Below are 17,575 nucleotides of genomic sequence, written 5' to 3'. Positions count from 1 at the left end.
TAACGGACGGTTCGATATTCGGCCGCGCGGATGCGGTTGTCAAGGATTCGGAAATATGTTTGTTAGACACCCGAAACACGCATAATCGATCAGTCCCGGCCCGGTGGCAACCTGAAGCGGCGAGTCGCCCCGACTGCGGAGCGCGCTGCGGCCCGGGGCGAGCGCGCGGACCGATCCCCGACAAAGCGAAGGGCCGCCACCCGGCGTTCGGGTGGCGGCCCTTCGGAGGTATGTGGAATCAGGGCTGGACGGTCCAGGTGTCCTTGCCGTGCATCAGTGACCGTAGGTCAGCAGGCTTGGCTGCCTTCGCCTGGTCGACCTGGGCCCGTGCCAGGTCGTCGTAAGTCTCACGGCGGACCGAGCGGAAGACCCCGGTCACCGTGTGGCTCAGGTCCTGGGTGGACAGGCGGGACAGGGCGAACGCGTATGACGGGTCCTGGATGTGGGCGTCGTGGACGACCAAGGCGTCCTCGCCGACCTCGCTGACCTTGGCCACGTCCAGTGACCCGAAGCCCGACTTGATCACGCCGAACTCGCCCTCGACGCCGAAGCGGATCGGCTTGCCGTGTTCGAGGTTGATGATCCGACGCTCGGCTTCGCCCGGTTCCTTGAGCACGTCGAACGCGCCGTCGTTGAAGATCGGGCAGTTCTGGTAGATCTCGACGAGGGCCGAGCCGCGGTGTTCGGCGGCCTGGCGGAGGACCTCGGTGAGGCCCTTCTTGTCCGAGTCGAGCGCGCGGCCGACGAAGGTGGCCTCCGAGCCCAGCGCGAGCGACACCGGGTTGAACGGGTGGTCCAGCGAGCCCATCGGGGTCGACTTGGTGACCTTCCCCGGCTCCGACGTCGGCGAGTACTGCCCCTTGGTGAGTCCGTAGATCCGGTTGTTGAACAGCAGGATCTTCAGGTTCACGTTGCGGCGCAGCGTGTGGATCAGGTGGTTGCCGCCGATGGACAGCGAGTCGCCGTCGCCGGTGACGACCCAGACCGACAGGTCCGGGCGGGTGGTGGCCAGGCCGGTGGCGATGGCCGGGGCGCGGCCGTGGATCGAGTGCATCCCGTAGGTGTTCATGTAGTACGGGAAGCGCGAGGAACAGCCGATGCCGGAGACGAAGACGATGTTCTCCCGCTTGAGGCCCAGCGACGGCAGGAACGACTGGACGGCGTTGAGGACGATGTAGTCCCCGCAGCCTGGGCACCAGCGCACTTCCTGGTCGGACTTGTAGTCCTTGGCCTTCTGCGGCTCATCGGTGGTGGGCACACCCGCGAGGCCGGGCAGCCCAAGATCAATCGCGGTCATGCGTCGACCCCTTTCACGATGTCCGTGAGGACGTTCTGCAGTTCCTCGGCCATGAACGGCAGGCCCGCGACCTTGGTGTAGCTGATCACGTCGACCAGGTAGCGGCCGCGCAGCAGCAGCGACAGCTGGCCGAGGTTCATCTCCGGCACCACGACCTTGTCGTAGGACCGCAGGACCTCGCCGAGGTTGGCCGGGAACGGGTTCAGGTGGCGCAGGTGCGCTTGGGCGACCGCGTGGCCGAGCTTGCGCACCCGACGTGCCGCGGCGCCGATCGGGCCGTACGAGGAGCCCCAGCCCAGGACCAGCACGCGGGCCTTGCCGGACGGGTCGTCGACCTCCAGGTCGGGCACGTCGATGCCGTCGATCTTGGCCTGACGCACCCGGACCATCTTGTCGTGGTTGTCCGGGTCGTAAGAGATGTTGCCGGTGCCGTCCTGCTTCTCCAGGCCGCCGATGCGGTGCTGGAGCCCGGCGGTGCCCGGCAGGGCCCACGCCCGCGCCAGCGTCTCCGGGTCGCGCAGGTAGGGCCAGAACTCGCCGGAGCCGTCCGGGGCGTTGGGCTCGGTGGCGAACTCGACCGACAGGTCGGGCAGTGTGTCGAGCTCGGGGATCAGCCACGGCTCGGAGCCGTTGGCGATCGCGCCGTCGGACAGCAGCAGCACCGGCGTGCGGTACTTCAGCGCGATCCGGGTGGCCTCGACGGCGGCGGCGAAGCAGTCGGCCGGCGACTGCGGGGCGATGATCGGCACCGGGCATTCGCCGTTGCGGCCGTACATCGCCTGCAGCAGGTCGGCCTGCTCGGTCTTGGTCGGCAGACCGGTCGACGGCCCGCCGCGCTGGACGTCGACGACCAGCAGCGGCAGCTCGGTCATCACGCCGAGGCCGATGGTCTCCGACTTCAGCGCCACCCCGGGGCCGGACGTGCTGGTCACGCCGAGCGCGCCGCCGTAGGAGGCGCCCAGGGCCGCGCAGATGCCCGCGATCTCGTCCTCGGCCTGGAACGTGGTGATGCCGAACTGCTTGTACTTGCTCAGCTCGTGCAGGATGTCCGAGGCTGGCGTGATGGGGTAGGTGCCCAGCAGCACCGGCAGCTTCGACTGCACGCCCGCCGCCACGATGCCGTAGGCGAGCGCGGTGTTGCCGGTGATCTGGCGGTAGGTGCCCGCGGGGAGCGCGGCGGGGGCGACCTCGTAGGTGACCGCGAAGGCCTCGGTGGTCTCGCCGTAGTAGAAGCCCGCGCGGAACGCCAGCACGTTGGCCTCGGCGATGTCGGGCTTGCGGGCGAACTTCTCCCGCAGGAACGCCTCGGTGCCCTCGGTCGGCCGGTGGTACATCCACGACAGCAGCCCGAGCGCGAACATGTTCTTGCAGCGCTCGGCGTCCTTCTTGCCGAGGCCCGTGTCGGCGAGCGCGGTCTGCGTGATCGTGGCCATCGCGACCTGGTGCACCTGGTAGGCGGCCAGCGACTCGTCCTCGAGCGGGTTCGTCTCGTAGCCGACCTTCGTCAGGTTGCGCTTGACGAACTCGTCGGTGTTGACGATCAGCGTGCCACCGGCGGGCAGGTCGGCGATGTTGGCCTTGAGCGCGGCCGGGTTCATCGCGACGAGCACGTCGGGGCGGTCGCCGGGGGTCAGGATGTCGTAGTCGGCGAAGTGCACCTGGAAGCTGGAGACGCCGGGGATCGTGCCCTGAGGGGCGCGGATCTCGGCGGGGAAGTTCGGCATCGTCGACAGGTCGTTGCCGAACGCGGCCGCCTCGGAGGTGAATCGGTCGCCGGTGAGCTGCATGCCGTCGCCGGAGTCGCCCGCGAAGCGGATGACGACCCGGTCGAGCTTCACCCCGGTCGGTCGCGTCGACCCGTTCCCGGTCACTCCGCCGTCCACACTAGTGCTCATGAACCCTCTCTCCTGACAAGGTTCGCCGTCCGTCGGCCGTGCTCGCCGATCACCTTCGAGGGTAACCTTCCGCCCTCGCCTGCATTGGCTCGCGATTGCTCAACCGACCTGGTCGTCGACCACGTCCACCTTTCAAAAGTAGGCATCGGAAGGCGCAACACCTCCGCAACGCGCTACACGTCACAGTCCCGCGACGATGACGGCGGGACGAGTATCCACAACCCGGCCCCCAAGTCCCACATATAACTGTAACTCGGGGTTACAGTTTCCCAGAATGTGGGTACATTTGTTCCGTCGTGTGGTCTGGGTCTCAGGCCTGGCCCGAAATCCGGGCCTTCATCTGCTCCAACAGCCGCTCGAACTCCGGCGAGTCCATCGAGGCCACCTGCGCCACCAACTCGGTCTCGACCGCCTCGGCGTGCTCGGTCAGGCCCGCGGTGGTCCGCATCGTCTGCTTGATGGACTTGATCAGGTCCCGCGGCCCCACCGCGGCGGGCCCGGCGAATTCCACCGCCGCGTCGACCATCGCGTCCTGTTCGCCTTCGACGGCCAGGTGGACCAGCCCCAACCGCAGCGCCTCGGCGGCGTCCGGGATCTTGCCGAACAGCGTCATCGCGGTCGCCGTCTGTGGCCCGACGATGCGCTGGAGCATCCAGGTCATGCCGCCGCCCGGGTGGATGCCGAGCTGGAGGAACCGGGCGTCGAACCGCGCCCGCGGCCCCGCGATCCGCACGTCGGCCGCCAGCGCCAGGTTCAACCCCGCGCCCACCGCCGCGCCACCCACGGCCGCGATAGTCGGCAGCGTCGAGTTCGCCACGGCGAGGAACCCGGCGTAGATCGCCCGCAGCCCCTCCTCCCGAGACTCACCCAGCAGAGTGAGGTCGGCCCCCGCGCAGAAAGCGGGCGGCGTCCCGGTGATCACGATCGCCTTGATCGCGGGATCGCCCTCACAGGCCTTCACCGCGTCCGCCAGCTCCGCGGACATAGTCAACGTCAACGCGTTGCGGCGGCCAGGAGCGTTGAGCGTGATGACACCGACGCCGTCACGGCGGTCGAGCAGAACCTCGGTCATGCCCCCGGACCCTATCCGGGCTCGGGCGCGGGCGGCCGCTCGAGGAGTGTCGACAGCACCACAGTGCTGACGGTCCGCGAAACCATGTCGACCGCCCGCAGCCGCTCGAGCGCGTCCTCAAGGTGGTGGATGTTCGCCGCCCGCAGGTGAACGATCGCATCCGCCGCGCCCGAGACGGTGTAGGCCGCGACCACCTCGGTCAGCGGTTCGAGCCGCTGCCGGATCCGGTCCGGGCTGACATTGCCCTGGCAGTGCACCTCGACGAAGGCTTCGGTGCCCCACCCCAACGCCTCCGGATTGACCACCGCGGTGAACCCGCGCAGCACCCCCGTTTCCAGCAGCCGGTCAACCCGCCGTTTCACCGCGGGTGCGGAGAGTGACACCACCTTGCCGATCTCGGCATAACTGGACCGGGCGTCCGCCACAAGCTGCGCAATGATTCGCTGATCTATGATGTCCACACGCAACATAATGCAGGTCTACGAGCAAGATTGCGACATTGTCGTATGCGAAGTCCGGCTCTACATTTCGATCCATGACGCTACTGTCCGACTCCGCGGTCGAGGTTGTGCACCCAGAGCGCGCCCCGACGACCCGCCGGTACCTCATGTGCGAACCCAGGTACTTCACGGTCGAATACGTGATCAACCCGTGGATGAACCCGGACGAACCCGTCTCCACAGACCTCGCCGTCGCGCAGTGGACGGCGCTGAAGGAGACCTACGAGACCCTCGGCCACACGGTCGAGACGATCGAACCAGCCGCGGGCCTGCCCGACATGGTCTTCTCGGCGAACTCCGGCACCGTCGTCGACGGTCGGGTGCTGGGCTCCCGCTTCCGCGCCCCCCAGCGGGCCGCCGAAGCCGACCACTTCCGCCGCTGGTTCCTCGACAACGGCTACCGCGACGTCGTGATGCCGCAGTGCATCAACGAGGCCGAGGGCGACTTCACGTGGACGGGCTCGGTCCTGCTCGCCGGGACTGGCTTCCGCACGGACCCGGGTGCCCACGCCGAGGCCCAGGAAGTCCTGGGAGTTCCGGTCGTCTCGCTGCAACTGGTGGACCCTCGGTACTACCACCTCGACGTGGCCCTGTTCGTCCTGTCGGAGGCCCGCGACGGCCGTCCGGCTGAGGTGGCGTACTACCCGGAGGCTTTCTCCGCAGGCACCCAGCGAGTCCTGTCCCGCATGTTCCCGAACGCGGTGATCGCAACCGAAGAGGACGCGGTTTGCCTCGGCCTGAACGCTGTGTCGGACGGTCGGAACGTGGTGCTGCCGGTGGAGGCGACTCGGTTGGCGGCTGAGGTGGCTCAGCGTGGATACAACCCGGTCATGGTCGACATCTCCGAACTCCGCAAGTCCGGCGGCGGCCCCAAGTGCTGCACGAACGAACTTCGGGGATAGCTCTCCGCGACGTGAGTTCGCGTATGAGAAGTGGCCACTGGTGCACAACCGGTGGCCACTTTTGCGTTCTTCAAGAGATCAGAGTGCGTCGGCGTAGTGCAGTCGGCAAAGCAGGCGCCCCATGATCGTTTAGTCATGTTATGTACAGTCCCTCTCGGGAGCCCGGATGTCGTCTGGGGGTCGGCATCCGGGCCACAGGCTTCTCCTCCCCAACAGGTGGTCACCGGCACGCCGAGATCACCACCCAGTCCGTCTCCCACCCATCGCCCCGATCCGCCAGCAGCGACCGGTCCGCGAGCCGCTGAGCGGCCGTCTCCAGGCCCTCAAGACCAGTGCGCAGCGCCATGAGCGAACAATAAACACCGATGAACGCCAATTCCGATACCCCGACCCGCAGGCGCTCCCGCAAACCGGAGACCCGCCTGTGGCGCGTGCCCGTCGTCCGGGTCGAGCGGGTCAGCCCGCACATGGCCAGGGTGACCGTGAGCGACGAGTCCCTGGCGAGCCTCGCCGGGGCGAGCACCGACACCAACGTGATGCTCTACTTCTACCCCGAGGACGTCACCCTCCCCGAGCCGCTGACGCTGGAGGCCGCGCGTGGGCTCTGGTCCCAGGTCCGGCCGCTGACCAGGACATACACCGTCCGCAGGCACGATCCGGCGACCAATGAGGTCGACTTCGACTTCGTCCTGCACGGCGACTCCGGACCGGCGTCGGCGTGGGCCGAGCGCGCCGCCGTGGGGGATGAGCTGATCTTCGTCGGGCCCTCGCCCGCCTATCAGCCCGACCCCGCTGCCGACTGGTACCTGCTGGCGGGCGACGAGACCGCGATCCCGGCGATCGGGCAGATCCTGGCCGCGCTGCCCGCCGACAAGCGGGTGCTGACGTTCATCGAGGTGGCCGACGCCGCCGAGGAGCAGGCGCTGGCCGGGGTGACCTGGCTGCACCGCGACGGTGTGCCGCCCGGGGAGAGTCCCGTCCTTGTCGACGCGATCCGGGGCGCGGATCTGCCGGACGGGCTGCCCGAGGTGTGGATGGCGGGGGAGCGCGCGGCGATGCTGGCTGTGCGGGCTCATCTGCTCGATGAGCGCGGATATTCGCGTGGCCGCGTGCGGCCCACCACCTACTGGCGGCTGGGCGAGAGCGGCAACTGAGGAACTTCTCAGCGTCGGCGCTCGTTGGTTCTCCGGGCTGAACACAGATTTCACACGGGGAGGCGACGCGTGCACTGGCATGGCAACGGGCTCAAAACCGCCTTGCTGCTCGGCGGTATGAGTGCGCTGATCCTGCTGGTCAGCTCGCTGTTCGGGCGGACGGCGCTGCTCGTCGGCTGCGTCGTCGCGGTGCTGATGAGCACCTACGCCTACGTCAACTCCGACAAGCACGCGCTGCGGGCCATGCACGCGCGGCCGGTGTCGCAGGCCGAACACCCTGCGCTGTACCGGATCGTGCGGGAACTGGCCACGGCCGCGCGCCAACCGATGCCGCGCCTGTATGTCAGCGTCACCAGGGCACCCAACGCGTTCGCCACCGGACGCAACCCGCGCAACGCGGCGATCTGCTGCACCACGGGCCTGCTCGACCTGCTCGACGAACGCGAGCTGCGCGGCGTCCTCGGGCACGAACTTGCCCACGTCTACAACCGCGACATCCTCATCTCCTGCGTCGCGGGTGCGCTGGCGGGGGCGGTGAGCATGATCGCGGGGATCGCCATGATCACCGGCGTCTTCGGCGACGATGACGACGACAACCCGATCGCCCTGCTCGCGGTGGCGGTGCTGGGCCCGGTCGCCGCCGGTATCGTGCGGATGGCGGTCAGCCGGTCCCGCGAGTACCAGGCCGACGAGTCCGGCGCCCGCCTCACCGGTGACCCGCTGGGCCTGGCGCTGGCGCTGCGGAAGCTCGACGAGGGGACCAGGGCCGCGCCGCTGCCCGCCGAGCCCGCGCTGGTCGCCCAGTCGCACCTGATGATCGCCAACCCGTTCCGCCCCGGCGCGGCCATGGCCCGCAGATTCGCCACCCACCCGCCGATGGCCGAGCGAATCGCCCGCCTGGAGCGAATGGCGGCCTGACCGCCCCTCGCTCAGCCCCAAGCCTTGCGTCCTCGGTCGGGGCTGGGCCGATTGTTCAACAAGAGAATTGTTCAACGAGGGGATCGTTCGACGATTCCCGGCGCCGGAAGGTCAGCCTGTCGCGCCCGCCGCCTTCGCCACGGCCATCACGTACTCGCCGTAGCCGGACTTGGCCAGCCGCTCGCCCAGCGCGTAGGCCTGGTCCGGGGTGATGAACCCGCCTTCGAGCGCGATCTCCTCCAGACACGCCAGCCGCACGCCGGTGCGGTGTTCGAGCACCTGCACGAACTGCCCCGCCTCCAACAGCGAGTCGTGCGTACCGGTGTCGAGCCAGGCGAAGCCCCGCCCGAGGTCGAGCAGCTTGGCCCGGCCCTGGCGCAGGTACTCCAGATTGACGTCGGTGATCTCCAGCTCGCCGCGGGCCGACGGGGTCAGACCCTTGGCGATCTTGACCACGTCGTTGTCGTAGAAGTAGAGCCCGGTGATCGCCCGGTTCGACTTCGGCAGCGCGGGCTTCTCCTCGATCGACACCAGCCTGCCATCGGCGTCGACCTCGCCAACGCCGTAACGCTGGGGGTCCTTGACCCGGTAGCCGAACAGCACGGCGCCGTCGAGCTCGGCGACGGTGTCGTGCAGCTGCTTGGGGAAGCTCTGCCCGGAGAAGATGTTGTCGCCGAGGATGAGCGCGACCTGGTCGTCGCCGATGAACTCCTCGCCGATGATGAACGCCTCGGCCAGGCCGTTGGGCTCAGGCTGCTCGGCGTAGCTGAACCGGCAGCCGAACTGGGTGCCGTCGCCGAGCAGGCGCTCGAAGTTCGGCAGGTCGACCGGCGTGGAGATGATCAGGATGTCCCGGATCCCGGCCAGCATCAGCACCGACAGCGGGTAGTAGATCATCGGTTTGTCGTACACCGGGAGCAGCTGCTTGGACACCGCCTGGGTGATCGGGTGCAGCCGGGTCCCGCTTCCTCCGGCGAGGACGATGCCCTTCATCGTGGCTCCTGTCGTTTCGTGTGTCATCGGTTCCGGGCCACGATCGTTGCGGTCGGCGCGGCGGGTGTGAGCAAGTCGCCCACACCCGCCCGCGGCCTACCGGTAATTGGTGAACTGCAGCGCGATGCCGAAGTCGCCGCCCTTGAGCAGGACGATGACGTCCTGCAGGTGGTCCTTCTTCTTGCCGGTGACGCGCAGCTGGTCGCCCTGGATCTGCGCCTGGACGCCCTTGGGGCCCTCGTCGCGGATCTTCTTGGCGATCTCCTTGGCCTTCTCCGAGGAGATCCCCTGCACCAGCGTGCCGGTGACTTTGTAGACCTTCCCGGAGAGCGCGGGCTCGCCGACGTCGAACGCCTTCTGCGAGATGTTCCGCTTGATCAGTTTCTCCTTGAACACCTCGATCGCCGCGGCACAGCGCTCCTCGGTGTCGGCTTGGAAGCTGATCGCCTCCTCGCCGCTCCAGCTCACCTCCGCCCCGGTGTTGCGGAAGTCGAACCGCGTGGACAACTCCTTCGCGGCCTGATTGAGCGCGTTGTCCACCTCCTGCCGGTCAACCTTGCTCACCACGTCGAAAGACGGGTCCGCCACGTGTCTCGCACCTCCACATCGAGGGTCCTGGTCGGCCAGGATGCTACCGCCGCCCGTGGGTGGGGGTACCGATTGGAACCCACTGGCGGGCATTGGGTATGGTTCCTCCCGTCCAGCCGAGCTGGACGACCCGGCGGGTTGCCCGAGCGGCCAATGGGAGCGGACTGTAAATCCGTCGCGAAAGCTACAGAGGTTCGAATCCTCTACCCGCCACAATCTGGTTTGACCAGCATAAACAACTGAACACGAGATCGTCCGCACGACCTGGGATGATCACTGGATGCGGCTTTGGGTGCGAACTTCGCGCTCAGGGCCGTTTCTGTTTGCGCCGAGGCCGTCGAGGCGGCGTTGGCGGTCGACCGGATGATCTCCGACGTGTCAGCGGTGCCGGGGGTGGGTCAACAGTTGATTCAAAGCAATAGGGCTGAATTAAGGCGGGCCCGGCCGCATCCCTGCAAATGCGGCCGGACCCGATACCCCCCGTCGCGCGCGAGGGCAGCGCGCGGGGGGTCGGTCCGCCGGGTCAGGCCCGGCGGAAAACTGTGTTCGGTGGGCCTTGTCGTGGAAATTCAATGAATTGTTCGGACCACGGCCCGGTGGGGCACGATGCGGTGCGGTGAATGGGGGGCCGGGAGTCCTCCCCGTGGCGGCGTTCACCAGCGGTCCCGCCACCGACGACCCGTCCAAGCGGTGGTGGGACCGTACTCCGGATGTTCACTGAATATGCCGGATGCGCGACCTGGTTGCTCCCTTCGGAGCGCCTGCCTGCTGCCATTTGTCGCACTTTTCTGGTCATCGGAGGGCGGTGACCTACTGTCACCCGAAAGATGGACGTGGACCAGCGTGGTCAGTGACTAACTTTCCATTCCTGACTCCGGGAGGGACGTTGTGGGAATAACGATGAAGACGGCCAGAACGAAGCGATATCTGATCGCGGTCATGTCCATGTTGACGATTGTGGTGTCGGCTCCCCAAGCCATTGCCGACGTTAGAGACGAACCGAAGTCGCCGCGCGACGTCTCGGCAACCAAGACCTCCCAGCGGCCCGACCCGTCGGCGCCGCGGATGGATCTGCTGCCCGACGACGGGAAGGACCGGCCGCGCGACTCCCCCGTCAGCGCCATGGCCGTGACGGCGTCCTACCTGCCGTTCAACTTCTCCTACAGCTTCTCGACCAGCCTGACGTCGCGGACCTTCTGGCCGTCGACCGGCGGCTCGGTCTGTGTGAACCTGCGCGGCACCGGCAGTACCGATCCGCTGTACTGGACCAAGCAGCTCAAGGTCGACATCTACGACGCCTACCCGTATCCGGACGCCAAGATCGGGCCGACGGTCCGGTACAGCCTCGACGGGTGGTACTACGGCTACTGCTGGTATGGGCTCAACCCGTACCACGAGCACTATTTCCGCCTGAGCAAGGACTGGGGCCCCGCGACGATCTGGGGCGACGGCTGGGCGGCACCGTACTAGCGCGTTCCGGTGGGGGTGGGGCGCCTGCTCCGCCCCCACCGGTGTCGTGTTCGCGCTCATCGGTTCCGCACCCGCATCGCCACGACGGTGGTCGTCGGATCGACCGTCCGCTCCACCCGTGAGCCGTCCGCGGCGACCTTGGCCACCTCGACCTTCAGGTCGCCGTCGACAAGCACGATCCGGTTCGTCGGCCGGACCTCTCCTGGCCCGCTCAGCTCGAAGTGTGTCGCGCCGTCGCGCTCGACCAGCCGCACCGGATGCTTGGTCAACGCTGTTTGCAGGTCGCCGACCCGATAGAACTCGCTCAAGCGGGTGTCCACGGTCCCGTCCGTGCCCGTGATCACGCCGACCAGGCCGTTGACGGTCACGATCAGATCCCCATCCTGAACGTCGCCGCCGACCTTGACCGTGTTCCCCACCGTCGACAGTGAGACCGGGATGATGTTCGCCTCATAGACCCCGGCGGCGAAGTTCACCGTCGTCATCGGCGTGCCGGGGACCTCGATGACGGTGTTCCACGCCGCGATCCCGCTGTGGGCCTCGAACCACGCGACGCCGTCCGGGGCCAGTGGCGGGGTCTCGGCCATGGCGTCGTCCTCGGCAGAGGACCGGTACTTGACCTCGGTGACCCCTGGCTCGGCCAGGATGAAGCCCAGACCGCCGCCCCCGCGCAACTCGTCGTCGTCCGAGTTGACCGTGGCGTTAAGGAATCCGATCGCGCGCTGGCCTCGGCCGATCAGTGTCGTCGCGCGGACCGAGAGCCGAGCGCTGTCCACGTTCTGGTCTGTGCTGATCTTGCTGGTCACGAACGCGACCCGGCTGTGCACCCGGTCGACCGGGGACACCAAGGCCACGACCACGAGGCTCGCCGTCCGGGAGACCCGCTTGCCCGCGTACACAGGGTGCACCGGGCCGGTCGGCGGCGTCGGTCCCCCGCGCCACGCCTGCTCGGCCCGCTGGAGCAGATCCGTGTCCGTCGCCAGGTCGCCGCGCAGTGGCCAGTTGACCACCAGGTCGGCGGCGACGATCTGGTCGGGCTCGGCCTGTCGCCAGCTCACCACGAACGCCCCGGCGACCGCGATCAGGACCACGGCCAGCGCCGCCACCATCTGAATCCGGTGCTGGCGCTGTTCGCGCCTGCGGGTGTGCACCCGCCGCAGCATCCTGTCGACCTGGTCGGTGTGCGCCCGCACACCCACGGCCCCCAGTTCGTGGCGGAGCCGGGTCACGGTGCGGTTCTGCTCGTCCGCGATCATGCCCCCCTCCTTCCCGGCGAGGCGACCGCGTCCGCGGCCAATTCCCCCGCCTTCCACGTCTGCCTGACCTTGGCCAGACCTCGGCTGGTCAGCGACTTGATGGTGCCGACCGAACACCCCAGTTCGACCGCGGCCTGGGCCTCGGTCAGGTCGAGCACGAATCGCGCGACGACAGCGGCGCGCTGTCGCGGCGGCAGTGTCTGAAGAACCGCGAGGACGTGTTCGCGGGCCACCACGGCACCGGAGAAGTCCTCGAGGTCCAGCTGTTCGGCGATCTCGTCGAGCGTGACCACGGTCTTGCGCTTGGCCGACCGCAAAAACTCGTTGTAGATCGCTTTACGCGCGTAGGCGACCGCGTTGTCCGCGGGCACCTTGCGCCACCGGCGCAGGCAGCGCACCAGCGCCTCCTGCAGGATCTCCTCGGCGTCCCACCGTCGCCCGGTGAGCATCACGGCATAGCGCAAGAGCTGGTCGTACCGCTCCCGGACGAACCCGTCGAAGTCGAGTTCGTCCTGCATGCCGTCACCCCCAGTCGCTAACCGATTTCAATCCCGAACACCCCCTAGACCGCCAGGCGGGCGGAAAAGGTTGCCACGGTCGCCGAACTTTTCCTGATGAATCGGCGCGGCGCTACCGTTTGAGCATGGATTCGCTGGTGGCGCGCACTGTGTCGCAGGGTTTAGCCGGTGCTCGACCGGTGTCGGTGGCCGACTCGGTGCGCCGGGTGGTCGGCCTGCAGGCGCAGGACGTGCGGGCAAACCGGCTCGCCGTGCGGGCCAGGACCGACGGGCTCACCCGGGCCGACGTCGACGCCGCGGTCGCCGACGGGACCGTGGTCCGCACCTGGGCGATGCGCGGCACCCTGCACATGCTCGCCGCCGAGGACGCGGGCTGGGTCGTGGCCCTGCTCGGCCCCCGCTTCGCCCACGGTCTGCGCGGCCGCCGCGCCCAGTTGGGCTTGACCGACGACATCTGCGCGCGCGGCGCCGACGTGATCGCCGAAGCCGCGAAGACGCCGAAGTCACGTGCCGAGTTGGTCGATGCGCTGGCCGCCGAAGGCATCGAGATCGATCCGAAGACCCAGGCACCCGCACACCTCATCGGGTACGCCGCGCTGACCGGCGTCATCCGCCGCGGCCCGGATCGGTCCGACGACGAGCCCACCTATGTCCGGTTGGAGGAGTCGCCGACCCTCGACGAGGCGAAAGCGCTTGCGCGGCTGGCCGAGCGCTACGTCGTCGGCCACGCCCCGGCCACGGCCGAGGACTTCGCCGCCTGGTCGGGCCTCCCGCTGGGCAAGGCACGCGCGGCGTTCACCGGCGCCGAGCCGAACCACCAGGACCCAGGTCGGGTCGTCCGCCTGGTCGGGCACTTCGACGCCTACCTGCTCGGCTACCGCGACCGGACCCTCGCCGTTCCCGCCGCATACGCCAAACGCATCCAGGCGGGTGGCGGGTTCGTCATGCCCGCGGTCCTGGTGGACGGCCGCGCGGTGGCGACGTGGCGGCGCGCGCGGGGCCGGATCGAGATCGAGCCCTTCGGCACCCTTCCCAAGGGCATCGAGGGCGCGATCGACCAGGAGATCGCCGACATCGCCCGCTTCCTATCTGACGACCGGTCGGCGTAGCCACATCGTCCACAGTGGACGGTAGCCGAGCGAGTACCAGAACGGCGTCGACCTCGGGTTGGGCAAGGCGTGGTGCAGCAGCGTCACCGGCAGGCCCGCCGCGTCGATCATCGAGTGCGCATGGGCCGCCAGCGCCGCCCCGACACCGCCGCCGCGGTCGTCCTCGGCCACCCCGAGGCAGGCCAGATAGGCCGTCGACGGGGCCGCGACGTACCGCTTTGCCCAGTCCGCGGTCGGCGGGAGCTGGAAGTGCACGACGCCGACCACCCGGCCCGCGCGCTCGGCCAGCCAGACCGACGGCGCGGGCTGGCCCAACAGGAAGGCGAGCTGGTTGCGCAGCGCTTCCTCGGTGTCCTCGCGCGGGGTCACCTTTCCGAACGGCGCGTCATAGCGCACCACCGTCATGTTCAGCTCGGTCGCGATGTCGAGGTCGCCCGGCTCGGCGGGCCGGATTCGCAGGTCCGGGTCGCCCGCGAGGCCTGCCCGGCCCGCTTTGCGCACGGCGACGACGCTGCACGGCACGAATCCCCGGTGGATCAGCGCCGACACCGCCTCAGTGTCGCGGCTCGGCAGCTCGACCACCGCGGCGGCGTCGAGGTCGCCGGGGGTGACCGCGGCGGTGATCCGTTCCGCCCACCGGTCGAGCAGCTCGCCCAGGGTGGCGGCGCGGTCGTCGCCCGCCAGCCGGACCTCCAGGTTGTGCCTGCGGTCGGGCTCCCAGGTGCGCGACGCCATCCCCGGCGCGGACTCCTGGAACCACGCGGCCGCCTCGCCGGCGTCGGCCGTCAACCGGACGCCGACCCCGGCCAGCGGCGGCGGCGCGGGCAGCAGCGGGTCGGCGGCGGCGAGGCGGGCGGCGTGCGCGGCGGCGATGGCTGGCGAGTCCACCCCGCCATCCAAGCGCACCGCCATGTGGGTTGATGGTTCATCCAACAGAGTGATGTCGGTGCCGTTCTTGATCGCGAACAGTGATCATGTTCCGGCGCATGGGCGCATGTCAGACGTCTTACGGTGAACTGTTAACCAGCTTGTCACCCCATATCTCACGATGGCTGCGGGTAACTAGCACACGTGACCCTTTCGCCTGATCGGGGTACAGTCAGCGGGCCGTCGGGGGACTCGCCATGTGCGGGAGACACCAATCTGGCCCGCGTGCGCGGCCGTGGCGAGGAGGTTGCATGCCGGACCACCCAGACGCGCCCGAGTTGGCGTCGTCGCCCGGGGCGACCCCAGAGAGCCCCGAGAATCCCTCCTGGCTTGTCGAGGACCCGGCGCCCAATCGGCGGTTCCTCGTCTTCTCGCTCCTGGTGCTCGTCTCCGCGGTGGTCTCGGCAGGCCTGGTGTCGTGGTGGCTGCCGTCCAACCCGCGCCCGCAGCTGATCTGGATCGGTCTGCTGCTCGCCATGGGCTTCCTGGTCGCCGAGCAGCTCGCGATCAACGTCGATGTGCGCGGCGGCGTGTCGTGGTCGATCTCCTTCTGCGAGATCCCGCTGGTCATCGGCCTGTTCGTGGCCCCGTTCGAGGTCGTGCTCGCCGCCCACCTGGTTGCGGGCGTCGGCACGCTGCTGGTCCGCAGGGTGCACGACAGGATCCTCTACAACGCGGGCGCGATGATCTTCGAGATCGCCTGCGCCTTCGCCACCGCCGCCGCCATCAACCAGGCGCTCGGCGGATTCGGGCCGTCCTGGGCGGGTGTGATCACCGGGGCCCTGGTCGCCCCGCTGTCCAGCACCCTGCTCGCGCTGGTGTGTGTGCGCGTCCTCGGCCGCCGGATGCGGGTCGGCGCCGCGGTGCGCCTGGTGCTGCGCACGCTGGTGCTGGGCATGGTCAACGCCTCGGCGGCAGTCATCGGCTATCAGGTCGCGGTGCACGCCGAGTCCGGCTGGCCGCTGCTCGTCCTGGCCTTCGGCGGGCTCTCCGCCCTCTATCTCGCCTATTCCGGCATGCTGCGCGAGCAGCGCGACCTGGAGGCGCTGTCCGAGGTCAGCCTCATCGTGGCCCGCGCAGGCCACCAGGCCGCGGCCAAGCCGTCCCTCGGCGTCAGCGACGCGACCGAGGTCACTGAGGTCGTCGGCGACGACGAGTGGCAGGTCATCGCCGACCGGATCAAGGACCAGCTCGGCGCGGCCAGGGTGGTGCTGCGGCTGCGGTTCGACGCCCAGCGCCCGCTGCACACCGTGGTCTCCGGCGAGGACCTCCCTATCGACATGCACGCCGTGGACGCCACCGGATCCCGCGCCGACGCCCTGCTGCGGCTGCCCGGCGGCCAGGTCCGGCACTTCCGCCGGGGCGACGCCGCCCCGGAGATCCGCCACGCGCTCATGCGCCGCGGTGCCGACGAGGCCCTGGTCGTCCCACTGCGCAGCGGCACGCACCTGCTCGGCATCGTCGAGGCGCACGACAAGCTCTCCCGCTGGCGCGGCTTCGGCAGGCCCGACGTGCGGCTCATCGGCACCATGGCCAGCCACCTGGCCACCGCCATGGACAACCGCAGGCTGCTGGCCACTCTGCGCCACGACGCCTACCACGACCCGCTGACCGGCCTGCTCAACCGACTCGGCTTCCGTCGCGCGGCGGGCGAGCCGCTGCGTAGGCACCCCGAGTCGGTCGTGCTGCGGATCGACCTCGACATCCTCGCCACCGTCTCCGACGCCCTCGGCTACGCCTGGAGCGACCGGATGGTCGTGGCCGCGGGCCGCCGCCTGCGCGACGCGATGGGTTCCGACGTCGCCATCGCCCGGTTGGAGGGCGGCGCGTTCGCCGTGCTGCTGGTCGACACCGACGACGCGCAAGCCCACGCGACCGCCGAGCGGCTGCGCGCGATCCTGGCGGCGCCCTACCCGGTCGATCGGCTCACTGTCGAGGCCAACTCCGTTGTTGGCTACTCGATGCCGCAGTCGGTAGACGGCGAGTCCCGCTCGGTCGAGCTGGACGTCGACGCGCTGCTGCAGCGGGCCGACGTCGCCCTGCGCGCCGCGCGGACCAGCGGCGAGCACGTGCGCGCCTACCTGCCCACCATGGGACAGATCTTCCTGCGCCGCTTCCAGCTGGTCACCCAGTTCCGGCAGGCGCTGGAGACCGGCCAGGTCAAGGTCCACTACCAGCCCAAGGTCGCGCTGCCCAGCCGCCAGGTCCTCGGCGTCGAGGCGCTGGTGCGCTGGCGGCACCCCGAGTTCGGCAAGCTCGACCCCGACGAGTTCGTCCCCGCCGTCGAGGCCGCGGGCCTGGTCGACGCGCTGACCGGGTTCGTGATGGACCAGGCGCTGATCCGGGTGCGCAAGTGGATGGACCGCGGGCTGCGGATCTCCGCGGCGGTCAACCTGTCGGTGCGCAGCCTCGACGACGCCGCGTTCCCCGACCGGGTCGCCGCGGCCCTGGCCAAGCACGGCGTGCCGCCGGAGCTGCTCACCCTGGAGCTGACCGAGTCCGGCGTCATGGCCGACCCGCAGCGGGCCTTGCCGGTGCTGCGCAGGCTGCACGCGCAGGGCGTGGTGCTGGCCGTGGACGACTTCGGCACCGGCTACTCGTCGCTGGCCTACCTGCGCCAGCTGCCGGTGGACGAGGTGAAGATCGACAAGAGCTTCGTGCTCGGCATGGGCACCGACCTCGGCGACCTCGCCGTGGTGCGCTCGATCGTCGAGCTGGGTCACTCGCTGGGTCTGACCGTGGTCGCCGAGGGCGTCGAGGAGGATGTCGCCCGCGACCAACTCGCTGCGATGGGCTGCGACGTCGCGCAGGGCTATCTGATCTCCCGGCCGCTGTCGGAAAGCAGACTCGAAGCGTGGTTGCAAGCGCGAACCACGCAGGCCAAAGGCTTGCGTGACGAGACCGTGCTGACCTTGCTCTCCTAAGCCCACCCCCCGTTTTGGAGCTGGCGGCGAGGCTGTGTAAAGTTACGCCCGT

At 69.1% G+C, this 17,575-nt stretch carries 16 protein-coding genes and 1 tRNA gene; 7 read left to right on the top strand and 10 right to left on the bottom strand.

Annotated features, from left to right (window positions below; genetic code table 11):
• Nucleotides 1–238 precede the first annotated feature (238 nt).
• From BN1701_RS23755 to BN1701_RS23740, 4 genes are all read right to left on the bottom strand, one after another.
• Complete coding sequence (locus BN1701_RS23755; protein WP_054052351.1) at nt 239–1,297, bottom strand: 2-oxoacid:ferredoxin oxidoreductase subunit beta; 1,059 nt, start codon at nt 1,295–1,297, stop codon at nt 239–241.
• Nucleotides 1,294–3,192, bottom strand: coding sequence for a 2-oxoacid:acceptor oxidoreductase subunit alpha (locus BN1701_RS23750; protein ID WP_054052349.1), 1,899 nt, complete (start codon nt 3,190–3,192; stop codon nt 1,294–1,296). Before BN1701_RS23750 ends, BN1701_RS23755 begins: the two co-directional genes overlap by 4 nt.
• Before the next feature lie 310 nt (nt 3,193–3,502).
• Nucleotides 3,503–4,264 (bottom strand): enoyl-CoA hydratase, encoded by a 762-nt coding sequence (locus tag BN1701_RS23745; protein ID WP_054052347.1) that lies wholly within the window; start codon nt 4,262–4,264, stop codon nt 3,503–3,505.
• An 11-nt stretch (nt 4,265–4,275) separates the two neighbouring features.
• Complete coding sequence (locus tag BN1701_RS23740) at nt 4,276–4,725, bottom strand: Lrp/AsnC family transcriptional regulator (RefSeq protein WP_054056076.1); 450 nt, start codon at nt 4,723–4,725, stop codon at nt 4,276–4,278.
• Between the two features lie 74 nt (nt 4,726–4,799).
• On the opposite strand from BN1701_RS23740, the gene ddaH reads away from it, so the two are divergent.
• Nucleotides 4,800–5,666: a dimethylargininase gene (gene ddaH, locus BN1701_RS23735; RefSeq protein WP_369800597.1), complete on the top strand. Its 867-nt coding sequence runs from the start codon at nt 4,800–4,802 to the stop codon at nt 5,664–5,666.
• 220 nt (nt 5,667–5,886) lie between these two features.
• On the opposite strand, the gene BN1701_RS37900 is transcribed toward ddaH, so the two are convergent.
• Nucleotides 5,887–6,012 (bottom strand): hypothetical protein, encoded by a 126-nt coding sequence (locus tag BN1701_RS37900; protein WP_255364649.1) that lies wholly within the window; start codon nt 6,010–6,012, stop codon nt 5,887–5,889.
• 19 nt (nt 6,013–6,031) lie between these two features.
• On the opposite strand from BN1701_RS37900, the gene BN1701_RS23730 reads away from it, so the two are divergent.
• Complete coding sequence (locus BN1701_RS23730) at nt 6,032–6,820, top strand: siderophore-interacting protein (RefSeq protein ID WP_067520863.1); 789 nt, start codon at nt 6,032–6,034, stop codon at nt 6,818–6,820.
• Between the two features lie 69 nt (nt 6,821–6,889).
• On the top strand, nt 6,890–7,738 hold the full coding sequence (gene htpX, locus BN1701_RS23725) for a zinc metalloprotease HtpX (RefSeq protein ID WP_054052340.1): 849 nt from the start codon (nt 6,890–6,892) through the stop codon (nt 7,736–7,738).
• A 111-nt stretch (nt 7,739–7,849) separates the two neighbouring features.
• Here the strand turns inward: htpX and rfbA are convergent, their stop codons facing one another.
• Complete coding sequence (gene rfbA, locus BN1701_RS23720) at nt 7,850–8,731, bottom strand: glucose-1-phosphate thymidylyltransferase RfbA (protein ID WP_054052337.1); 882 nt, start codon at nt 8,729–8,731, stop codon at nt 7,850–7,852.
• 96 nt (nt 8,732–8,827) lie between these two features.
• Nucleotides 8,828–9,319, bottom strand: coding sequence for a YajQ family cyclic di-GMP-binding protein (locus BN1701_RS23715; protein WP_054052336.1), 492 nt, complete (start codon nt 9,317–9,319; stop codon nt 8,828–8,830).
• Between the two features lie 132 nt (nt 9,320–9,451).
• Between BN1701_RS23715 and BN1701_RS23710 the strand changes: the two genes are divergently transcribed.
• Together BN1701_RS23710 and BN1701_RS23705 are read left to right on the top strand one after the other, a co-directional pair.
• Nucleotides 9,452–9,532, top strand: a tRNA-Tyr gene (locus BN1701_RS23710).
• 687 nt (nt 9,533–10,219) lie between these two features.
• Nucleotides 10,220–10,789: a hypothetical protein gene (locus tag BN1701_RS23705; protein WP_054052334.1), complete on the top strand. Its 570-nt coding sequence runs from the start codon at nt 10,220–10,222 to the stop codon at nt 10,787–10,789.
• 56 nt (nt 10,790–10,845) lie between these two features.
• On the opposite strand, the gene BN1701_RS23700 is transcribed toward BN1701_RS23705, so the two are convergent.
• Together BN1701_RS23700 and BN1701_RS23695 are read right to left on the bottom strand one after the other, a co-directional pair.
• Nucleotides 10,846–12,045 (bottom strand): hypothetical protein, encoded by a 1,200-nt coding sequence (locus BN1701_RS23700; RefSeq protein WP_054052333.1) that lies wholly within the window; start codon nt 12,043–12,045, stop codon nt 10,846–10,848.
• On the bottom strand, nt 12,042–12,563 hold the full coding sequence (locus tag BN1701_RS23695) for a sigma-70 family RNA polymerase sigma factor (protein WP_054052332.1): 522 nt from the start codon (nt 12,561–12,563) through the stop codon (nt 12,042–12,044). The genes BN1701_RS23700 and BN1701_RS23695 overlap by 4 nt, the downstream gene beginning before the upstream one ends.
• A gap of 125 nt (nt 12,564–12,688) precedes the next feature.
• Between BN1701_RS23695 and BN1701_RS23690 the strand changes: the two genes are divergently transcribed.
• On the top strand, nt 12,689–13,672 hold the full coding sequence (locus BN1701_RS23690; protein ID WP_054052329.1) for a winged helix DNA-binding domain-containing protein: 984 nt from the start codon (nt 12,689–12,691) through the stop codon (nt 13,670–13,672).
• On the opposite strand, the gene BN1701_RS35955 is transcribed toward BN1701_RS23690, so the two are convergent.
• On the bottom strand, nt 13,649–14,584 hold the full coding sequence (locus BN1701_RS35955; RefSeq protein ID WP_054052327.1) for a GNAT family N-acetyltransferase: 936 nt from the start codon (nt 14,582–14,584) through the stop codon (nt 13,649–13,651). The genes BN1701_RS23690 and BN1701_RS35955 overlap by 24 nt on opposite strands.
• Before the next feature lie 266 nt (nt 14,585–14,850).
• On the opposite strand from BN1701_RS35955, the gene BN1701_RS23680 reads away from it, so the two are divergent.
• Nucleotides 14,851–17,523 carry a bifunctional diguanylate cyclase/phosphodiesterase gene (locus BN1701_RS23680; protein ID WP_054052325.1) on the top strand — a complete coding sequence of 891 codons (2,673 nt, stop codon included), beginning with the start codon at nt 14,851–14,853 and terminating at the stop codon, nt 17,521–17,523.
• Nucleotides 17,524–17,575: the final 52 nt, after the last annotated feature.

Origin of the sequence: Alloactinosynnema sp. L-07 (genome assembly GCF_900070365.1) — a bacterium.
Lineage (GTDB): Bacteria > Actinomycetota > Actinomycetes > Mycobacteriales > Pseudonocardiaceae > Actinokineospora.
The sequence above is the reverse complement of the archived record's forward strand: the minus strand, read 5'-3'. Positions and strand labels throughout refer to the sequence as shown.